The following is a 19,076-nucleotide window of genomic DNA, read 5'->3' as shown; positions in this document are numbered from 1 at the left end:
CAGCCTACCTGTCGAATACAAGCGTGGCCAGCACGCCTGCGTAAACGTTCGGTAAAAACGAAACCCGCTATTCCTTGTCGGCGCCTTTGCGCAGGCGTATCGACAGTTCGCGCAGCTGCCGTTCGCTGACATCGCTCGGCGCCGAGGTCAGCGGGCAGCTCGCGGTCTGGGTCTTGGGGAAGGCAATGACTTCGCGAATCGACGTCTCGCCCGCCATCAGCATGGCAAGCCGGTCGAGACCGAAGGCGATGCCGCCGTGGGGCGGGCAACCGTATTGCAGCGCTTCGAGCAGGAAGCCGAATTTCTCCTGCGCTTCCGCTTCGCCGATGCCAAGCAGGCCGAACACCTTGCTCTGCAGCTGCGAGTTGTGGATACGAATCGAACCGCCGCCGATCTCCGAACCGTTCAATACCATGTCGTAGGCGCGGGAAATGGCCTGACCCGGCGCATCGGCGACATGCTCGGCATCGGCCGGCGCGGTGAAGGGATGGTGCAGCGCCGCCCAGCGCTTGTCGTCCTCGTCCCACTCGAACATCGGGAAATCGACCACCCACAGCGGCGCCCAGGTCTTGGCCACCAGGTCGAGATCGGCCGCCAGCTTGTCGCGCAGCGCGCCGAGCGCGTCGTTGACGATGCGCGCCTTGTCGGCGCCGAAGAACACCAGGTCGCCGTCTTCCGCGCCCACGCGATCGAGCAATGCTTCGACCACGGCGGGCGGCATGAACTTGACGATCGGCGAGGCAAGGCCCTCGATACCGGCCTTGCGGTCGTTGACCTTGATGTAGGCCAGGCCCTTGGCGCCGTAGATGGCGACGAAGGCGGTGTAATCGTCAATCTGCTTGCGCGACAGCTTGCCGCCACCCGGCGCGCGCAGCGCGGTGACGCGATGGTCGTCGCGGCTCGCGGCCTGGGCGAACACCTTGAAATCGACTTCGCGCATGAGGTCCGCCACTTCCACCAACTCCAGCGGATTGCGCAGGTCCGGCTTGTCGGAACCGTAGCGCTGCATGGCCTCGGCGTAGGTCAGGCGCGGAAAAGGATTGGGCAGGTCGACGTTCAGGACACTCTTGAACACCTGCCGGATCATGCCTTCCATCATGGCCGTGATGTCGGCTTCGTCGATGAAGGACATCTCGATATCGAGCTGGGTGAATTCCGGCTGGCGGTCGGCGCGCAGGTCCTCGTCGCGGAAGCAGCGCACGATCTGAAAGTAGCGGTCCATGCCCGACATCATCAGGATCTGCTTGAACAGCTGCGGCGACTGCGGCAGCGCGAAGAAGCGGCCGGGATGGGTGCGGCTCGGCACCAGGTAATCGCGCGCGCCTTCGGGCGTGGCCTTGGTCAGCATCGGCGTCTCGATTTCGAGGAAGCCGTTGCCGTCCAGGTAGCCGCGCAGTTCGCGCGCCAGGCGCGCGCGCAGGCGCAGGTTCTCGCGCATGCGCTCGGTGCGTAGATCAATGTATCGGTAGCGCAGACGGGTGTCGTCGCTGACGTTCTTCTCGTCGATCTGGAAAGGCGGCGTGCGCGCCTCGTTGAGGATCTCGAGGTGCTTGACCAGCACTTCGATCTTGCCGGTGCGGCGCTCGGCGTTGACCGTGCCCTCGGGGCGCAGGCGCACCTTGCCGGTGGCGCGCAGCACGTATTCGCTGCGCGAGCGCTCGGCGGCGGCGAAGGCGGCCGGGGTATCGGGGTCGATCACGACCTGGCACACGCCCTCGCGGTCGCGCAGATCGATGAACACCACGCCGCCGTGGTCGCGCCGATGATGGACCCACCCACAGAGGACGACCTCAGAGCCAACCAGGGTTTCGTCGAGTTCGCCGCAGTAGTGGGTACGCATAGGAAAAGGTGCTGTCCAATCAATGAGCTAAGAACGGGGAGGCGGGCATGATACGGATTGCGGGCGAGCGCCGCAACGACAGCCGGAGGACAGCGCGGGCGCCGCGGCGCCGACTCAGTCGTCGGCGCTGGCGGTGGAAGTCTTGGTCTCGCTCTTGGTCGAAGTCGACTCGCTGCTGGACGAACTGCTGCTCGAACTCGACGACGACTCGCCGTCGCCGCCGCGTGGGGTCTTGGGCTTGCCCTTGAAATCGGTCTCGTACCAGCCGGTGCCTTTCAACTGGAAACCGACCGCCGACACCAGTTTGGTGAGCGCCTCCTTGCCGCAGCTCGGGCAGGTGGTGAGGCGCGCGTCGCTGATGCGCTGCATGACCTCGAGCTTGTGCTGGCAATCCTGGCACTGATATTCGTAGATCGGCATGCTGGTCCCCGTACCGTGAAAAAGAGCGGCGATCATGGCGGCGAATTCCGAAAATTCAAGCGCCACGCGCGGCCGGCGTGTGCGCGCGGGCCGAAATCGCCGGTTTTTGGCCCCGCCCGCCCTGTACGGCCATGGCCGGATTCGTTAGGATTGCGCCCCCTGTCGCCGCCGACAATCCAGTCGCGACAGCGCGATGCCGGCCGCCAGGCCGCACCGCCACTCCAGTTCGCTGGGGCCGTTAGCTCAGCTGGTAGAGCACCGGACTTTTAATCCGAGGGTCGCAGGTTCGATCCCTGCACGGCCCACCACTGCGATATGAAGAGGGCGCCTTTCCCTCTTTGAAGTGATCGGGGCGGCATTGCCGCTCGCCACCTTCTGACGTCGATCCCACCACCACCATCCAGGCGCGGTGGCGCCGTCCTTGTTTGCGGGCAATATAGTAATCATGTGTACCATATGCTAGCGTCCTACGGCGCCGGCAACCGCGGCCGGCACTCAGCAGGGGAGACTCACCATGAAGATCACCGCGGCCGTGGCCCGTGCGGCCGGCCAACCGTTCAGCGTCGAGACGCTGGACCTGGAAGAACCGCGTGACGACGAAGTGCTGGTGCGCATCGCCGGCGCCGGCGTGTGTCATACCGATCTCGTCGCCCGCGACCAGGCCCTGCCGGTGCCCTTGCCGATCGTGCTCGGCCACGAGGGCGCTGGCGTGGTGGAGCGTGTCGGTACCAAGGTCACGGGCCTCGCGCCGGGCGACCACGTGGTGCTGTCGTTCGCGTCCTGCGGACATTGCCACAACTGCGATCACCACGAGCCCGGCTACTGCGCCGAGTTCTTCCCACGCAACTTCGGCGGCGTGCGCGCCGACGGCACGGCGGCCTTGAGCATCGACGGCGAACGCGTCGCCAGCCATTTCTTCGGCCAATCGTCCTTTGCCAGCCACGCGCTGGTGAATGCGCGCAACGCCATCAAGGTGCGCGCCGATGCGCCCCTCGACCTGCTCGGGCCGCTGGGCTGCGGCGTGCAGACCGGCGCCGGCAGCATCATGCAGGCGCTCAACTGCCGCGCCGGCTCGAATGTCCTGATCCTGGGTGGCGGCTCGGTCGGCCTGTCGGCGGTGCTGGGCGCGGTGGTGCAGGGCTGCGCCACCATCATGGTGCTGGAACCCAATGCCGCACGCCGCGCGACCGCGCTGGCGCTGGGCGCGACCCACGCGCTCGATCCGGCGGCGGGTGAGTTGCCCGGACAAGTACGCGCCATCCTGCCGCGCGGCGTCGACTACGTGCTGGATACCACCGGTCGCGCGGATGTCATTGCGTCCGCAATCGGCGCGGTCGCGCCGCTGGCGACGCTCGGCGTGCTCGGTGTGCCGGCGCGCGCCGAGGACGCGGTGCTCAACTTCGACGTCATCGCGCTGCTGGGCCTGGGGCTCACCATCAAGGGCATCACCGAGGGCGACGTCGATCCGGCCACCTTCATTCCGCGCCTGGTCGATTTGCACATGGCCGGCCGCTTTGCCTTCGACAAGCTCGTCACACGTTATCCCTTGAGCGACATCAACCACGCCATTGCCGAACAGCATCATGGTCGCTGCATCAAGCCGGTATTGATTCCCTGAAGACGCGCGATGCCATCGAACGCCGCACAACTGGTCACTGAGCCCGCGCCGCCCGACGATCTCGAGCCCGCCATCGCGCGCACCATTGCCGGCATCCACGCGGCGCGCGCGAGCGGCCCTTACCATCTGCTCGGCGTGACCGATGTCGCCGCGCGGCTGGCGCCGTTCCTCGCCGCGCAGGGCGTGCCGTCACCGCGCATCAGCGAGTTGAAGCGCATGGGCGGCGGCGCTTCGAAGGAGCAGTTCAGTTTCGTGTTGGAGCGCGACGACGGCGCGCCGCGCACCTGCGTGCTGCGCATGGACCCCATGGAAGCGGCCGTCATCACCAGCCGCGCGCGCGAGTTCGAAGCCTTGCGCGCGCTGGCCGGCCGCGTGCCGGTGCCGGAAGCGCTGTGGGTCGATGCCGATGGCAGCCAACTCGGGCGCCCGGCCCTCATCACCGGCTTCGTCGGCGGCGTCGCCAAACCGTCCAATATCCAATCCAACGTATCGGGCTTCGGCACGGTGCTGGGCGCGGAGCTGCGCCAACGCCTGGCGGCGCCGTTCCTGGCGCACCTCGTCGCCATTCATGGGCTGGACTTTCGCGCAGGCGCACTGCCGTCGTTCCAGGCGCCGGACGCCGATGCACAGCAGGCCGCGCGCTGGGCGCTCAACTGGTGGACGCGCGTGTGGCGCAACGACGCCCTCGCCGGCATTCCCTTGATGGGCCTCGCCGAGCGCTGGATGCGCGCGCACCTGCCGGCCGCGCGCGAACTGGTGCTGGTACATTCCGACTACCGCACCGGCAACTACCTGTTCGACGAAACGCGCGGCGACATCACCGCCATCCTCGACTGGGAGCTGGTGCACATCGGCGACTACCACCAGGACCTCGCCTGGATCGGCATCAAGAGCTGGAGTCACGCGGAAAACGGCACCTTGCTGGCCTCGGGCCTCATGCCCATGAACGAACTATGCGCGCGCTACACCGCGCTGACCGGTCGCACGGTGGACGCAGACACGCTGTACTTCTACCAGGTGCTGGGCCTCTACCAATGCGTGGTGATCTGCCTCGGCACGTCGATGCGCGCCGCGCATGAAGCGCACAATCACCAGGATGCGCTGCTCGCCTGGCTGGCCGCCGCCGGTCACGCTTTCCTTGCCGATCTCATGGCACTACTGGAACAGGGCGCGCCGACATGAACCCGAGCGTCGAACTGCGCATACGCAGCATGATGCGGGCGTTGACCGAGGTCGTGCTGCCGGCGGTCGATCCGCACAATTCGCTGGCCCAGGAACAGGCGCGCCTGCTGCTCGGCCACCTCCATGCGCTGGCCCTGCATCATCGTGACGAAGCACGGCTCGACGAGATCAGCGCTGCCGCCATGGCAACGCTGGCGCGCGAGCTCATCGCCTGCAGCGCGGGCGGCGCGCACACCGGCGACGCCACCGAGCGCCTGCGCCAAGCCTTGCCGGCGGCCGACCCGCGCGCACTGTCACACGCGGTCGAAGCGCTCATGGTGGCCTCCGGTATCGATGGTGACGCCGACTTCCAGGCACGCAGCGCGGCGCTGGTGCTGGCCCACGCGCGCACCGACACCTTGCGTGGGCGGGCCTGGTTCAAGGTCATGAACTTCGACGCCGCGCCCGAACAACTGCCCTCCATCGAACAACTGCTGCGCGGAAACGACACGCCATGATCCTGACCAGCGATGCTGAATTTCACACCCCGCCCAGCGACGACTTCCGCTGGTGCGAAACCAATCCCTTCCTGTTCAACATTCCCGAGGCGCGCCTGTCGGGCGTGATCTATCTCGTCACGCGGCCCAAGCTCGGGGTGTGCATGAGCGACATCACGCTGCAGGATCGCTTCACGCGCCTGTGGGACGAACAGCTCTACATCGACAACCAGCAACACCTGCCGTGTCCGGCGTCGTTGCTGGACTACCGGTTGCCGAATGGCCTCTCGGTGCGCGCGGTCAAACCGCTGGAGCACTACGAGGTGCATTACGAGGGCATCGACGACACGCACATCACGCTCGAATTCCGCGCCCTCATGCCGCCTTACGACATGAACGACCCGGCCATGGATCCGCTCGCCGCCAAGCGCATCGACGCCGGCTGGTCGAAGGCCTTCGGCGGTCACTTCGAGCAGACCGGACGCGTCACGGGCGAGCTGGTAGTGCGCGGCCAGCGCCATGTCATCGACTGCATCGACACGCTCGATCGCAGCTGGGGGCCGCGCGCCGAACGCGACAACGCCTGCGTGGTGTGGCTGCATGGCAGCTTCGGCGAAGGCCTCACCATTCACCTCCTGTGCACCTTCGACCCGGCCCGCACGCTGGCCTTCGGCACGCTGATTTCAGGCTACGTGCTGGACGACGGCGCGGTGCACGGGCTGGTGTCGATGGAAGGGCGCAGCGAGCGCACCGGCCAATTGCCCTTGAGTACGGTGGTGTCGGTCACCGACGTGCGTGGCAAGCGCTACACCATGACCGGCGCCGCCATGAACGGCGCGCCGTGGGCGCCCTACCCGTCGCTGGTCTATACGCAGTGCCTGATGCGCTGGAACCTCGACGGCCGCATCGGTTACGGCGTGCAGCAGGATGTCATGAGCCGCGCCTACCTCACCCGCCATCGCGATGCCATGCGCAATCTCGGCGGCGCCGCCCCCGCGGCCCCCCCGCCGGGGGCGGGGGGGGGGCCGCCGCCCCCCGGGCCGGCCGCCGCCCGCGGCCCCCGGGGGCCCCCCCGGGGGGGGGGGGGGGCGCGGCGGGGGGGGGGGGCGGCGCCGGCGGGCCGGGGGGCGGGGCGCCGCGCCCCCCGGCCCGCCGGGGGGGGGGCGCCGGGGGGGCCCCGCCGCCGCCCGCGGGGGCGGGGGCCGCCGGGGCCCGCCCCCGCCCCGGGCCGGCGGCGGGGGGGGCGCCCGCCGGGGGGGGCCGCCCGGGCGGGGGCGGGGCCGGGGCGGGGGGGGGGGGCGCGCGGGGGCCCGGCCGCCGGCCCCCCCGGCCCGCCCGCGGGCCGGGCCCGGGCGGGGGGGGCCGGCCGCGGCCCGGGGCCGCGCCCCCCCCGGCCGGGGCCCCCGCCCCCGCCCGGCGGGCGCCCCCGCGGCGGCGGGGGGCCCCCCCCCCGGGGGGGGGCGGGGCGGGGGGGGGCCCCGCCGGCCCCCCCCGGGGGGGGGGCGGGGGGGGGGGGCCCCGCGGGGGCCCCGCCCCGGGGGGCGGGGGGGGGCGGGGGCGGGGGGGGGGGGGGGGGGGGCGGCGCGCGCCCCGGGCGGCCGCCCGGGGGGGGCGCCGGCGCGGCCCCCGCCCCGCCGGGCCCGCGGGCGCGGGGGCGGGGGGCCCCCGCCGCCCGGGCGGGGGCCCGGGCCGGCGGGGGCCGGGCCCGCCCCCGCGGCCGCCCGGCGCCGGGGGCGGCCCCGCGCCCGGGGGCCGCCGGGCGCGCGGGCCGCCCCCGCGCCCGGCCCGGGCCCGGCCCGCCGCGGCGGGGGCCGCCCTGCGCCGCCCCCCCCGAGCCCACGGCGGCCCCCGCCCCCCCCGGCGCCGCCCGGCCCCGCGCCGCGCGCCGCGCCCCCCCGCGCCCGGCCCCCCCCCCGCGCCCCCCGCCCCGGCGCCCGGCGCGGGCCCCCGCGCGGCGCCGCCGCCCCGCCGCCGGCCCCCCCCCCCGGCGGCCCCCCGGCTGCCGCCCCGCCCCCCGCCGCGCTGCCGCCGCCGCCGCCGGGCGGGGGGCCGCGCGCGGCCGCCGCGGCGGGCGCGCGGCCCCCCGGCCCCCCCCCGTGAGCGCCCCGGGCGCGCCTGGCCGGCAGTCCTGCGCCACGCCGCCGGCGTCACCCCGAACCAGCGCCGGAAGGCTTTGCGAAAACTCGCCGAATCGGCGTAACCGAGCCGCGCCGCGACATCCTGCACGCGCATGCCGGGCTCGCCGAGCAGGCTTTGCGCGCGCGTTTTCAGCGCCGCGTCCAGCAGCGCCTGGTAGGTGGTGCCCTGCACACGCAGGTGGCGGATGACGGTGCGGGACGAGAGATGCAGGCGCTGCGCGACGGTCTCGAGTGAAGGCAGTGCCGGCGGCAGCGCTTGCGCGAGCAGGTCTTCGAGCAGGCGCGACACGCGGGTCGCGACGTCGGCGGTGTCGGTGGTGCGCAGCGCTGATTCGCAACGCGCGAGCGCGGTGCGCCACGCGCCTTCATCGAAATCCACGTTGATTTCTTCACGCCACTCGGCCGGCATGATCAGGGCATTGCGGTCACGCTCGAAGCGCACCGGGCAGTCGAACCACGCCGCGTAACGTTCACGGTAGGCGGGCGCGGCGTGGGCGAACTCGATGCGCGCGGCGGTGGCCGGGCCGTGGCGCACCACCCGCACGTATTCATGCATGACCATGATCGGGATCTCGATGGCGGGCTGCAGCACCGCGCCGAGATCCATCAGCGGCGTCACCTCGCAGCGGAACTCGCCGCCCGCGCGGCGACTGCGCCATTCGAGATAGGGAATGCGGCTCGGCATGTACTTGATGAAGGCGTCGAGGCCATGGCCCAAGGTCGGCGCCGTCAGCCACGCCAGCGTCACGGCGCCGTGGAAGTTCTCGGCCATGCGCTTGCCCCATTTCAGATGCCAGTCGGGCGTCTCGCGCAGCGGCAGGGCGTTGCTGATGCAGCGCAGGTGCTGGCGCACCGTCACCGGGTGGGGGTAGTGGGCGAGTTCGTCAGGTGCAATGCCGGTGCCGGCCGCCAACGTCGCATGGTCATCGAACTCCTGGGCCAGCAGGCGCACATAGGTATTGGCGATGAGGGTGGTCGCGAGGCGGTCGGCAGGGATGGGCTGGGGTGGTTTTGTCATAAATTAACCCCCTGATTGTCATGAATGACGACTGGCTGTCAATGCCAGGGATACCGATACTGCGCCCCCGATCCGGTGGCGCCCCACCGTCGACATGCGATTGAGGAGACAAGCCGTGCAGCAGACATCCGCCCCCGCCGCCCAGAGCCAGGAATTCGACGCCCTCGTGGTCGGCGCCGGCATCGCCGGGCTCTACCAGCTTTATCGCCTGCGCGAGATGGGGCTCAAGGTGCGCGCGTTCGACACCGCCAGCGACGTCGGCGGCACCTGGTACTGGAACCGCTATCCCGGCGCGCGCGTCGATTCGATGTCCTATGTCTACCAGTACTGGTTCTCCGATGAACTGCTGAAGGAATGGGATTGGTCGGAGCGCTTTCCGGCCCAGGCCGAAACCGAGCGCTACTTGAGCCACGTCGCTGACAAGTTCGATCTGCGCAAGGACATCCAGTTCAACACCCGCATCGCCCACGCCCGCTGGGACGACGCCACGCGCCGCTGGAGCTTGGAAACCGAGGCCGGCGAGCGCTTTACCGCGCGCTACTTCGTGAGCTGCTCGGGCATGTTGTCGGCGCCGGTGGTGCCGCCTTTCCCGGGCCACGAGAAGTTCAAGGGCACCATTGCGCACACCGCGCGCTGGCCGCGCGAGGGGCTCGATCTCGCGGGCAAGCGCGTCGGCGTGGTCGGCACCGGTGCGACCGGCATCCAGGTCATCCAGACCATCGCCGCCGAGGTCGCCGAGCTCAAGGTCTTCCAACGCACCGCGCAGTACGCCGTGCCGATGAAGAATGATCGCTACGACGCCGCCGCGTTCGCCAAGTGGCGCGAAAAATACCCGGAGTTCCGCGACAAGGTGCATCACACCTTCGCCGGCTTTGCCTTCGATTTCGAACTGCCGCCCTACCGTTCGCTGACGCCCGCCGAGCGCATCGAAGCGCTGGAGAAGCTGTGGGCCGACGGCTCGCTGTCGTTCTGGGTGGGCGGTTTCACCGAGACCCTGGTCGATGAAGACATCAATGAAGAGATCTCGAACTTCGTGCGCGCCAAGATCAGGGCGCGCATCAAGGACCCGAAGGTCGCCGAGATCCTGGTGCCCACCGCCTACGGTTTCGGCACCTACCGCGTGCCGCTGGAGAACGGCTACTACGACGCCTTCAATCGCGACAATGTCGAGCTCATCGACGTGCGCGCCACGCCCATCGAACGCTTCACCGAGAACGGCCTGGTGGTGAACGGCCGTGAATTCGAACTGGACGTCGTCATCCTCGCCACCGGTTTCGACGCCGGCACCGGCGCGCTGTCGCGCATGGACGTGCATGGTCGCGGCGGCGTTTCCCTGACCGAGACCTGGAACAAGGACATCCGCTCGACGCTCGGCCTGCAGGTGCATGGCTTTCCCAACCTGTTCACGGTCGCCGGGCCTCTCGCGCCGTCGACGGCGTTCTGCAACATGGCCACCTGCCTGCAGCAGCAGGTCGACTGGGTGACCGACTGCATCGCCTTCCTGCGCAAGCACGACAAGACGGTCATCGAGCCGACCGTCGAGAAGGAGAACGAGTGGGTGACGCATCACGATGAAGTCGCCAATGCCACGCTCATGATGCGCACCAACTCCTGGTACACCGGCGCCAACATCGAAGGCAAGCCGCGCCGCCTGTTGTCCTACATCGGCGGTGTCGGCAACTACCGCAAGTTCTGCGACGAGGCCAAGGACAGCAACTACGCGGGCTTCGAGGTGGCGTGAGCAGCGAGGCGCGCCTTGATGTGCGAATAAATTCGCACCTACAGGGCCCCGTCGCGCCGCGATCCGTAGGTGCGAAGCCTGACCCACAAACAGCGCCCGGCGCACGAGTCCGGACAACGCGACGTCCCGTTTGTGGGTCGCCGTCAATCGCGACGGCTTGGCATATTATCCTTGGCAATCACCTGGAGGATGCCCGATGGCCAACGCACCCGATCTCATCGCCACCTACTGGACCCTTGCCGGCCCGGTGCAGCCGCTGGCGGCGCCGGAACTCGAAGCGAGCCCCATCGATTTCCGTACCCGCGTGGCCGCCGCCCAGCGTGCCGGCTATCGCGGCCTCGGCCTCATGCATTCCGATCTCGTGAACGTGCGTCGCCACTACGACTACGCGACCATGCGCGCCATCCTTGCCGATCACGACATGCAGCATGTCGAGCTCGAATTCCTGACCGGCTGGCTGGACGACGATGCCGCCTACCGCGGCGTGCTGCGCGACCTGTGCGAGGCCGCCGAAGCGCTCGGCGCACGACACCTGAAGGCCGGCCCCGACATGCAGGGCAAGGCCTGGCCGCTGGAGCACATGGCGATGCGCTTTCGCGCGCTGTGCGATCGCGCCGCCGCGGCCGGTACCGCCGTGGCCCTGGAAATCATGCCGTGGAGCAACCTGCGCACCATCGATGAAGGTCTTGCCGTGGTGACCGCCGCCGATGCCGCCAACGGCGGCCTGTTGCTCGACATCTGGCACCTGGGGCGCGGCGACGTGCCCTATGCTGACATCGCCAAGGTGCCGGCACATTGGTTGAAGCACGTGGAGCTCGACGACGCCGATGCCGACGTGATCGGCAGCCTGCTGGAAGACACGCTCGACAGGCGCCGCCTGTGCGGTGAAGGCACGCTCGATGTCGCGGCCTTCGTGCGCGCCATCCAGGCCACCGGCTATGACGGCCCCTACGGCGTCGAGATCATTTCCATTGCGCACCGCCAGCTTGCGCTGGACGACGCGGCGCGCGTGTCTTACGACACCGCGTGCGCGCAGTTTGCGTGTTGATGCCGCACGGCGATTCTTATTAAATGGCGCAGCGCTCCGATGCGCTCGTCAGTCCGCGGTTTCCGGGGGGAGAACATGCAGATGCCGGTGGATTCCGCGCTTGCCGATTGGCGCGCGCGTGCGCTCGACTTCGAGCGCGAGGTCAAGCGCGCCATCATCGGCCAGGACCGCTCGCTGCGCCTGCTGCTGATTGCGCTGTTCGCGCGCGGCCATGCGCTGCTGGAAGGCGACGTGGGCGTGGGCAAGACCACCTTGCTGCGCGCCATCGCCCACGTGCTGGGCGGCAATTTCGCGCGCATCGAGGGCACCATCGACCTCATGCCCAACGATCTCGTCTACCACACCTACATCAACGAACAGGGCCGTCCGGCGGTCGATCCCGGTCCGCTGCTGAAACACGGCGAAACCCTCGCCACGTTCTTCTTCAACGAAGTGAACCGCGCGCGACCGCAGGTGCATTCGCTGCTGTTGCGCGTGATGGCCGAGAGAAGCGTGACCGCCTTCAATCGCGAGTACCGCTTTCCGCATCTGCAGGTATTCGCCGATCGCAATCGCGTGGAGAAGGAAGAAACCTTCGAACTGCCGGCTGCCGCGCGCGATCGCTTCCTCATGGAACTCAACATCACCATGCCGGCCGAGCGCGAGCTGCAGCATGCGCTGATGTTCGATACGCGCTTCTTCGATGTCGATGCGCTCATCGACGGCTTGCGCAGCGGCATCCTGCCCTATGCCGAATTGAACGACATCGGCGCCGCCATCCAGCGGCACGTCACCACCACGCCGACCGTCGAGCACTATGCACTGGACCTCTGCGCGGCGACCCGCGCGCCGGCCGACTTCGGCCTCACGCTGTCCGGCGTCGACATGGGCAGGCTGGTACTGTCGGGTGTCAGTCCACGCGGCATGGGCATGCTGATGCGCGCGGCCAAGGTCGCGGCCTGGCTGGCAGGACGCGCGGCGCTGGTGCCGGAAGACATCCACGCGGTGCTCAATGAGACCATCGCCCATCGCATCTTCCTGACACCGGTCTATGAACTGCGCCGCGCCGAGCTGGTGCCGGCCTTGATGCAGCAGCTGGTGGACAGGGTCGCTTCGCCCTGAGCGCACGCGGCGGCGATGCACCCGGCCGAGATCCACTATCGCATCACGTGGCGCGCCAGCAGCCATTTTCCCGGCGCGCATCCCAGCCGCCAGCAGGGCGGCGGCCTGCGCTTTCGCAACCATGCCTCGCTGCTCGACGCGCCCGACCCGCGCCGTTTCGACATTCACGCCAGCCTGCGCGACCCCTACGAGCAGCTCAAGGTACGCATCTACAGCCAGACCAGCACCGTGCCGGTCTACGTCGTCGCCGACCTGTCGGCGTCCATGGGTTTCGTCGGCGCGCGCGCCAAGATGACCACGCTCGCCGCGCTGGTCGCGGCCTTGAGTCATGCCACGTTCCGCGCCGGCGATCGTTTCGGCTTCGTCGGCTGCGGTGACACCGAGGCCGAGCCGTGGCTGCTGCCGGCCACCATGCACCGCGCCGGCGGCCAGGCGCTCGCGAGCGCCCTGCAAGGGTTCGAACCGCGCGCGCCCGATGCCCGCGGCCTGCTGCATGCCGCCGAGCTGCTGGGCGCGCGGCGCGCGCTGGTGTTCCTGGTATCGGATTTCCATTGGCCCGAGGCCTTGCTCGACGCGGTGATGCAATCGCTGGCCTACCACGACGTGATCCCGGTGCTGCTATGGGACCGCGATGAATATGAACGGCTGCCGCGTTACGGCCTGGCGCGGGTGCGCGATCCGGAAAGCGGCCACAGTCGCCTGCTGGTGATGCGGCGCGGCTTGCGCGAACGCATCGCCAGCGCCTTCGCCGCGCGCGAAGCGCACTTGAACGAACGCTTCGCGCCCTACGGCCGCCTGCCGCTCAAGCTCGACCAGGGCTTCGATGCGGACGCCGTGAGTCATTACTTCTATGACTGAGCGGCACGTGCCTGCCCGGCGCCGCACGGCCCATGCCGGGCTCGTTTTGATCGCGTGGCTGTCGTGCGCGCCGCTCGCGAGCCATGCCGCCGATGAGCGCGTCATCGAACGGCTGGACATCACCCAGCCACGTGCTTTCGGCTACCACATCGGTGATCGCTTCAGCCGCGAAGTGACGCTCACGCTGCGCGCGCCCTATGCGCTCGACATGAAAGCCCTGCCGGCGGCGGGCCGCTTCAGCGAATTCCTGGCGCTGGACGCGCCGCGTATCGAGACCACGGCGCGCGATGGCGCGACCGACTACGCCATGCGCTTCGACTACCAGGTGGTGAATGTCGGCGTCGAGGCGGCATCGATTGCCGTGCCCCATCACGAGCTCGTGTATTCGAACGGCAAGGAATCCCTCAAGGCCTTGGTTCCGGCCACGCGCATCACGGTGACGCCGCTACGCGCAAGCGACGATGCCACGCTCGCGGCCGATGCGGCGCCGCGGCGGTTGCACTTCGACGCCACGCCGCTGTGGATGTGCGCGCTGGCAATGGGGCTGTCGGTGCTGGGCCTGGTGTTTATCCACGGGCGTCTGCCCGCCTGGCGCCGCGCGCGGCCCTTCGCGGCGGCCCACCGGCAAGTGCGCGCCGCGCAGGCGCGCGGCTGGCGTGACGAGGATTACAGCGCGGCGCTGCGCGCCGTGCATCACGCCTTCAATGCCACCGCCGGGCACACCGTGTTCGCCGATGCGCTCGACGCCTTCGTTGCCGCGCATCCGCCCTACGCGAGCCTGCATGGCGCGCTCGTCGAGTTCTTCGCACGCTCACGCAGCCATTTCTTTCACGCCGCCGAGATCGAGACGCCGCGCTACTCGGCGCGCGAACTGACGGCCTTCATCCAGCGTTGCCGCGACGCGGAACGCGGCCTCGAATGAACTACGGTCTCGCCACGCCGTGGGCCCTGGCCCTGCTGCCGCTGGCCGTGTTGCCGCTGCTGCGTCATGGCCAGCAGGTGCTGGCCTATTCATCACTGGCGATGCTGCCGCGCGACCGCCTGTCCGATGTCGTCGACATCCTGTTGCGGGTGGCCGCGATGGGCGCGGTGGTGGCGATGGTGCTCGGCATCGCTGGCCTGTTTCGCGCGGCCGAGACCGTCGAGCGTATCGGCCAGGGTGCGCAGACCGTGATGCTGCTCGACAGCAGCGGCAGCATGGACACCGCCTACGCGACCGGCACCGCCAACACCTCGCGCGGCGCGGTGTGGGGCACCTATCTGTCCAAGGGGCAGGTGGCGCGGCGCATGCTCGCCGACTACGTCGCCAAGCGGCCGCAGGACATGTTCGCGCTGTTCGTGTTCAGCGGAAATCCCATCCCGGTGCTGTCGCTCACCGCCAAACAGGATGCCATCCAGGCCGCGATCGCCGCCGGCGGCATCGAGCGCGGTCTCGCCTCGACCGATCTCGGCACCGGGCTCATCCGTTCGCTCGAATACTTCAAGGACCAGCCCTTCACCGGCTCGCGGGTGGTGATGCTGGTGTCGGATGGCGCCGCCAGCCTGACCGTGCCGGTGCAGGACGAGATCCGCAACCTGTTGCGCAAGTACCGCGTGTCCTTGTACTGGTTTTACCTGCGCGCGCAGTTCAGCCCCGGCCTCGACACCGAGCTCAGCGCCGACACCGCCAGCCAGATTGCGCCGGAACAGCTCGTGCACAAGTTCTTCGCCGATACCGGCGTGCCCTATCGCGCCTACTCGGCGGAGAACCCCAACGCCCTGCGTGAAGCAATCGCCGAGGTCGACAAGCTGCAGAACCTGCCGATCCGTTACCAGGACGTGGTGCCGCGGCGGGACCTGTCGGCGCGCTGTTTCGGCGTGGCGCTGGCGCTGGTGCTGGCGCTGCTGGCCGCCAAGCTGGCCGAGGTGCAACGATGGCATTGAAACGCCCCTTCTGCGCACTGCTGCTGGTCATCGCCGTGCTGAGCGGCGCGGGCCTGGCGCGCGAAACGACACGCGCCTGGCAGGCGCGCCATTACAACCAGGCGCTGACCGCCGGCGATTATGCGCAGGCGGCGAAATACGCGGGCGACGCCGGCCGTTTCGCGGCCGCCTATGCACTGCAGCAGGCCGGCAAGTACCAGGACGCGCGCGTCGCCTACGCCGGCCTCGAACACAGCGCCGACCCACGCTTGCGCGGCGCCGTGCTGTACAACATGGGCAACACCTATCTCGAACAGGTGGCCGGCATCGACCTCGCCAAGGAAGCCGATCGCGCCCTGCCGCTGGTGGAACTGGCCAAGAACAGCTACCGCGAACTGCTGCGCGTCGATGCCGGGCACTGGGAAGGCCGCTACAACCTCGAACGCGCCTTGCAGCTGCTGCCCGACGTCGGCGAACAGAAAGTCATGAACGTCGAAGGACGGCGCAGCCCGGTGCGCACCATCAATTCGGTCGACCCCGAAGGCGCGCTGCCGTGAACGCCTGGCGGCGGCCGCAAGTCCTGCTGTTGCTGCTCGCCGTGCTGTTGCTGGCGGCCAGCTTTGGCGCGCCGCGCGTCAATCTCGAGCGTCCGGTCTACCGCTACGTGCTGGTGTTCGACATCAGCCAGAGCATGAACGTGGCCGACGTCGGCGCGGCCGAGGCGCCGCGCACGACTCGAATTCGCCAAGCAGCGCGCGCTGGAAGCCTTGCAGCGGCTGCCTTGCGGCAGCGAGGTGGGCCTCGCCCTGTTCACCGGTCATCGCACCTTTCTCATGATCACGCCCATCGAGCTGTGCGCGAACTTCTCCGAGCTGTCGAACATGCTGGCGCGCATCGACTGGCGCATGACCTGGGAGGAGCGCAGTGAAATCGCCAAGGGCGTGTTCCGCAGCCTCGCGCTGCTGGCCGGCTTCAAGGACACCACGCGCCTGGTTTTTTTGACCGACGGCCACGAGGCGCCACCGCTCAATCCCGATGTGAAGCCCGAATTCACCGGCAAGCTCGGCGCCGTGAAGGGCCTCGTGGTGGGGGTCGGCGGCCTGCAGCCGGTGCCCATCCCCAAGCTCGACGCCGAAGGCAAACAGCATGGCTACTGGCAAGCCGAGGACGTCATGCAGATGGACAGCTTTCGCGCCGGGCAGAATCAACGCGAGGGGCGCGACACCGGCGCCGGCGGCACCGAGCACCTGTCGTCATTGAAGGAGGACTACCTGCGCGAGCTCGCCCGCCAGACCGGCCTCGATTACACGAGGCTCGAATCGAGCGCGGCGCTGGCACGCGCCCTGACCGGCACGACCATGGGCATCGGCCGCGTACAGGCCACCGATATCCGCTGGCTGTTCGCGCTCGGTGCGCTCGTGGCGCTGTGCCTGGCGGTGCTGCGCGTCGGTGACGGGCAGCGCGGGCGGCTTGAGTTTTCCGGATCCCGCCGTTAGCGTGACGCAAGCTTATCCACGCGGCGAGCCCGAACCTTCATGAGCCTTCATCGCAGCGGCGTCATCAGTGGCGTCGGAGAAACGCGCTACTCGAAAGTCTCCGGCAAGAGCGTGCTGGCCTTGCATCTCGAAGCCTCGCTGGCAGCCATCACCGATGCTGGCCTTAGCCCTAAGGACATCGACGGCGTGATCCCCTACGCCGGGCTCGGCACCATCGCCGAGGACTACATCAACAATTTCGGCATCGAGGACCTGCGTTTCTCGGCGCACACGCCGATGGGCGGCGCGAGCCCCATCGCCGCCGTGCAGTGCGCGCTGGCGGCGGTGTCCAGCGGCATCTGTCGCCACGTGTTGATTCCGCTCGCGCGCAACGGCTCGTCGGGCGGGCGCATTTCATCGCTGATGGAAGAAGCGCCGCAGTTTCGCGCGGTCGGTGAGTTCGAATTGCCGGTCGGCGCGTTCGCGCCCGCGCAGCTCTACGCGCCGATGGCACGCCGGCACATGGAACTGTATGGCACCACTTCGCTGCATTTCGCCGAGGTCGCGGTGACCACCCGCCAGCACGCCATCCTGAATGGCCGCGCCATGATGACCAAGCCCATGACGCTCGACGATCACCAGGCGTCGCGCATGATTGCCGATCCGTTTCGCCTGTTCGATTGCAGCCTGGAAAGCGACGGCGGCGCGGCGGTGGTGGTGTCGCGCGCCGATTGCGCGCGCGATCTGCGCCAGCCGCCCATCGCGGTGCTGGGCATCGCCGAAGGCCATCCCGATTCACCGACCGCCATCACGCAGCGCGCCGATCTCGTGCACATCGGCCTCGACAAGGCCGCGCCGCGCGCATTCGCGATGGCGGGCGTCACGCACGACGATATCGACGTGGCCGAGATCTACGACTGCTTCACCTACGTCGTCATCCGCCAGCTCGAGGCGCTGGGCTTCTGCGCGCGCGGCGAAGGCGGGCCCTTCGTGGCGAGCGGCGCCCTGCGGCTCGATGGCCGACTGCCCAACAACACCCACGGCGGCCTGCTCTCGCAGGCGCACATCGGCGGACTCAATCACATCGTCGAACTGGTGCGCCAGCTGCGCGGCGAGGCGGGCGCGGCGCAGATCAAGGACGCCAAGGTCGGCCTCGTGACCGGCTACGGCGACATGGGCGATGGCAGCATCGCCATCATGGCCCGCGCATGAGCATGGACACCAGCATGGACGGACTGCCCGCGCGCCCACGCCCGACGCCCACCGAGGAATCGCAGGGCTACTGGGACGCCCTGTCCGCGCACCGCCTGTGCATTCCAGCAGTGCGCTGACTGTGGCCGGCTGCGGCATTACCCGCGCCCGATGTGCGACGCCTGCTGGAGCATGCGCAGCACCTGGTTCGAGAGCGCGGGACTCGGCACGGTGGTGAGTTGGACCGTCGCCCATCATCCCTTCCATCTCGCCTTCAAGCGCCAGGCGCCCTACGCGCTTGTGACTGTCGAACTCGAAGACGGTGTGCGCATGCATGCGCCGTGGCGCGGCGCGGTGGATAGCCTCGCGCTCGATTTGCCGGTGCGCGTGGTATTCGAGGATGTGGAAGAGGGCCTGACCTTGCCGGCGTTCGTCGCCGCGCCGTGATCAACGGCCAAGCGCGGCCGCTAGAACTTCACGAACTTCACGCTGCACGACTGCCAGGCCAGGAATTTCCAGCCGCTTAGCGTCGCGGTCCAGGCCGCCAGCGAACGCAGGTCCAGGGACTTGCGTACTTTCTCGCCGTTCACCGTCACGTCCACCTCGATATGCGAAGCGCCGATCACCAGCGCCACCTCGCCCAGCAGCTTGACGGTCTGCTCGATCTGCTCGACTTCGAGGTAACGCGTGCGGCCGCTGCGCAGGGCTTCGAGGTAGCTGGCCTTGGTGTCGACCACGCCGGAGGAATGGGTGTAGATCATGTCGTCGTGGAAGAGGTCCGCGAGCGCGTCCAGCGAGTTGCTGGTCATGGCCGCGTAGCGCCGCGTTTCGAGTGCCAAGATCCCTGCCGTATCCATTGCTCCCCCGCTGGTCGTGATGTGGGCGCCAAGCATAACCCACGGTGGGCATGACGACGGGGTGACGGCCTGCGTCAGATTGTGCCGCACCGCATGCCGCGCGACGGACCCGCATCACAAAACCTTGTGCTCGAACTTGAGGCGCGTTCACGCGTCCTGCGAAGCAGTTCCGCGACGCTTTCGGACGCTGTGAAGTGCTGCCCACCGTGCG

Annotated in this window: 16 protein-coding genes, 1 tRNA gene and 3 pseudogenes; 15 read left to right on the top strand and 5 right to left on the bottom strand. The window is 69.0% G+C overall.

Going from position 1 to position 19,076, the window contains the following annotated elements; translation table 11 throughout:
• Nucleotides 1–67: 67 nt before the first annotated feature.
• Both aspS and IPM80_06385 read right to left on the bottom strand, forming a co-directional pair.
• Nucleotides 68–1,840, bottom strand: coding sequence for an aspartate--tRNA ligase (gene aspS / locus IPM80_06390; protein MBK8958051.1), 1,773 nt, complete (start codon nucleotides 1,838–1,840; stop codon nucleotides 68–70).
• A gap of 114 nt (nucleotides 1,841–1,954) precedes the next feature.
• Nucleotides 1,955–2,260, bottom strand: coding sequence for a zinc ribbon domain-containing protein (locus IPM80_06385; protein MBK8958050.1), 306 nt, complete (start codon nucleotides 2,258–2,260; stop codon nucleotides 1,955–1,957).
• 232 nt (nucleotides 2,261–2,492) lie between these two features.
• Here IPM80_06385 and IPM80_06380 point away from each other — a divergent pair.
• The 4 genes from IPM80_06380 to IPM80_06365 all read left to right on the top strand — a co-directional run bounded on the left by IPM80_06380 (nucleotide 2,493) and on the right by IPM80_06365 (nucleotide 5,557).
• Nucleotides 2,493–2,568: transfer RNA gene (locus IPM80_06380), tRNA-Lys, on the top strand.
• A gap of 206 nt (nucleotides 2,569–2,774) precedes the next feature.
• Complete coding sequence (locus tag IPM80_06375; protein MBK8958049.1) at nucleotides 2,775–3,878, top strand: NAD(P)-dependent alcohol dehydrogenase; 1,104 nt, start codon at nucleotides 2,775–2,777, stop codon at nucleotides 3,876–3,878.
• A 9-nt stretch (nucleotides 3,879–3,887) separates the two neighbouring features.
• Complete coding sequence (locus tag IPM80_06370) at nucleotides 3,888–5,060, top strand: phosphotransferase family protein (GenBank protein ID MBK8958048.1); 1,173 nt, start codon at nucleotides 3,888–3,890, stop codon at nucleotides 5,058–5,060.
• Nucleotides 5,057–5,557: a hypothetical protein gene (locus IPM80_06365; GenBank protein ID MBK8958047.1), complete on the top strand. Its 501-nt coding sequence runs from the start codon at nucleotides 5,057–5,059 to the stop codon at nucleotides 5,555–5,557. Before IPM80_06370 ends, IPM80_06365 begins: the two co-directional genes overlap by 4 nt.
• Nucleotides 5,558–7,663: 2,106 nt before the next feature.
• On the opposite strand, the pseudogene IPM80_06360 reads toward IPM80_06365, so the two are convergent.
• Both IPM80_06360 and IPM80_06355 read right to left on the bottom strand, forming a co-directional pair.
• A pseudogene (locus IPM80_06360) lies at nucleotides 7,664–8,083 on the bottom strand (helix-turn-helix transcriptional regulator).
• Nucleotides 8,069–8,692, bottom strand: a pseudogene (locus IPM80_06355) (AraC family transcriptional regulator ligand-binding domain-containing protein). Before IPM80_06355 ends, IPM80_06360 begins: the two co-directional pseudogenes overlap by 15 nt.
• Before the next feature lie 94 nt (nucleotides 8,693–8,786).
• On the opposite strand from IPM80_06355, the gene IPM80_06350 reads away from it, so the two are divergent.
• The 11 genes and pseudogenes from IPM80_06350 to IPM80_06300 all read left to right on the top strand — a co-directional run bounded on the left by IPM80_06350 (nucleotide 8,787) and on the right by IPM80_06300 (nucleotide 18,455).
• The gene (locus tag IPM80_06350; GenBank protein MBK8958046.1) at nucleotides 8,787–10,433 is read left to right on the top strand and encodes an NAD(P)/FAD-dependent oxidoreductase; all 1,647 of its coding nucleotides are present in this window, start codon (nucleotides 8,787–8,789) and stop codon (nucleotides 10,431–10,433) included.
• 196 nt (nucleotides 10,434–10,629) lie between these two features.
• The gene (locus IPM80_06345; GenBank protein ID MBK8958045.1) at nucleotides 10,630–11,481 is read left to right on the top strand and encodes a sugar phosphate isomerase/epimerase; all 852 of its coding nucleotides are present in this window, start codon (nucleotides 10,630–10,632) and stop codon (nucleotides 11,479–11,481) included.
• A gap of 75 nt (nucleotides 11,482–11,556) precedes the next feature.
• Complete coding sequence (locus tag IPM80_06340) at nucleotides 11,557–12,582, top strand: MoxR family ATPase (GenBank protein MBK8958044.1); 1,026 nt, start codon at nucleotides 11,557–11,559, stop codon at nucleotides 12,580–12,582.
• Nucleotides 12,583–12,597: 15 nt separating this feature from the next.
• Complete coding sequence (locus IPM80_06335; protein MBK8958043.1) at nucleotides 12,598–13,440, top strand: hypothetical protein; 843 nt, start codon at nucleotides 12,598–12,600, stop codon at nucleotides 13,438–13,440.
• A gap of 7 nt (nucleotides 13,441–13,447) precedes the next feature.
• Nucleotides 13,448–14,362 (top strand): hypothetical protein, encoded by a 915-nt coding sequence (locus IPM80_06330; protein MBK8958042.1) that lies wholly within the window; start codon nucleotides 13,448–13,450, stop codon nucleotides 14,360–14,362.
• The gene (locus IPM80_06325; protein MBK8958041.1) at nucleotides 14,359–15,363 is read left to right on the top strand and encodes a VWA domain-containing protein; all 1,005 of its coding nucleotides are present in this window, start codon (nucleotides 14,359–14,361) and stop codon (nucleotides 15,361–15,363) included. Before IPM80_06330 ends, IPM80_06325 begins: the two co-directional genes overlap by 4 nt.
• Nucleotides 15,354–15,899 (top strand): MxaK protein, encoded by a 546-nt coding sequence (locus tag IPM80_06320; GenBank protein ID MBK8958040.1) that lies wholly within the window; start codon nucleotides 15,354–15,356, stop codon nucleotides 15,897–15,899. The genes IPM80_06325 and IPM80_06320 overlap by 10 nt, the downstream gene beginning before the upstream one ends.
• Before the next feature lie 210 nt (nucleotides 15,900–16,109).
• Nucleotides 16,110–16,838 (top strand): VWA domain-containing protein, encoded by a 729-nt coding sequence (locus IPM80_06315; protein MBK8958039.1) that lies wholly within the window; start codon nucleotides 16,110–16,112, stop codon nucleotides 16,836–16,838.
• A gap of 39 nt (nucleotides 16,839–16,877) precedes the next feature.
• On the top strand, nucleotides 16,878–18,029 hold the full coding sequence (locus IPM80_06310) for a thiolase family protein (protein ID MBK8958038.1): 1,152 nt from the start codon (nucleotides 16,878–16,880) through the stop codon (nucleotides 18,027–18,029).
• 102 nt (nucleotides 18,030–18,131) lie between these two features.
• Nucleotides 18,132–18,200 (top strand): annotated as a pseudogene (locus IPM80_06305) (hypothetical protein).
• Nucleotides 18,201–18,455 carry an OB-fold domain-containing protein gene (locus IPM80_06300; GenBank protein MBK8958037.1) on the top strand — a complete coding sequence of 85 codons (255 nt, stop codon included), beginning with the start codon at nucleotides 18,201–18,203 and terminating at the stop codon, nucleotides 18,453–18,455.
• 20 nt (nucleotides 18,456–18,475) lie between these two features.
• Here IPM80_06300 and IPM80_06295 read toward each other — a convergent pair whose 3' ends face one another.
• Nucleotides 18,476–18,847 carry a nuclear transport factor 2 family protein gene (locus IPM80_06295; GenBank protein MBK8958036.1) on the bottom strand — a complete coding sequence of 124 codons (372 nt, stop codon included), beginning with the start codon at nucleotides 18,845–18,847 and terminating at the stop codon, nucleotides 18,476–18,478.
• Nucleotides 18,848–19,076: the final 229 nt, after the last annotated feature.

The organism is Pseudomonadota bacterium, from assembly GCA_016719885.1.
Lineage (GTDB): Bacteria > Pseudomonadota > Gammaproteobacteria.
Note: the sequence above shows the minus strand (reverse complement) of the source record. Positions and strands in the feature narration are given on the sequence as shown.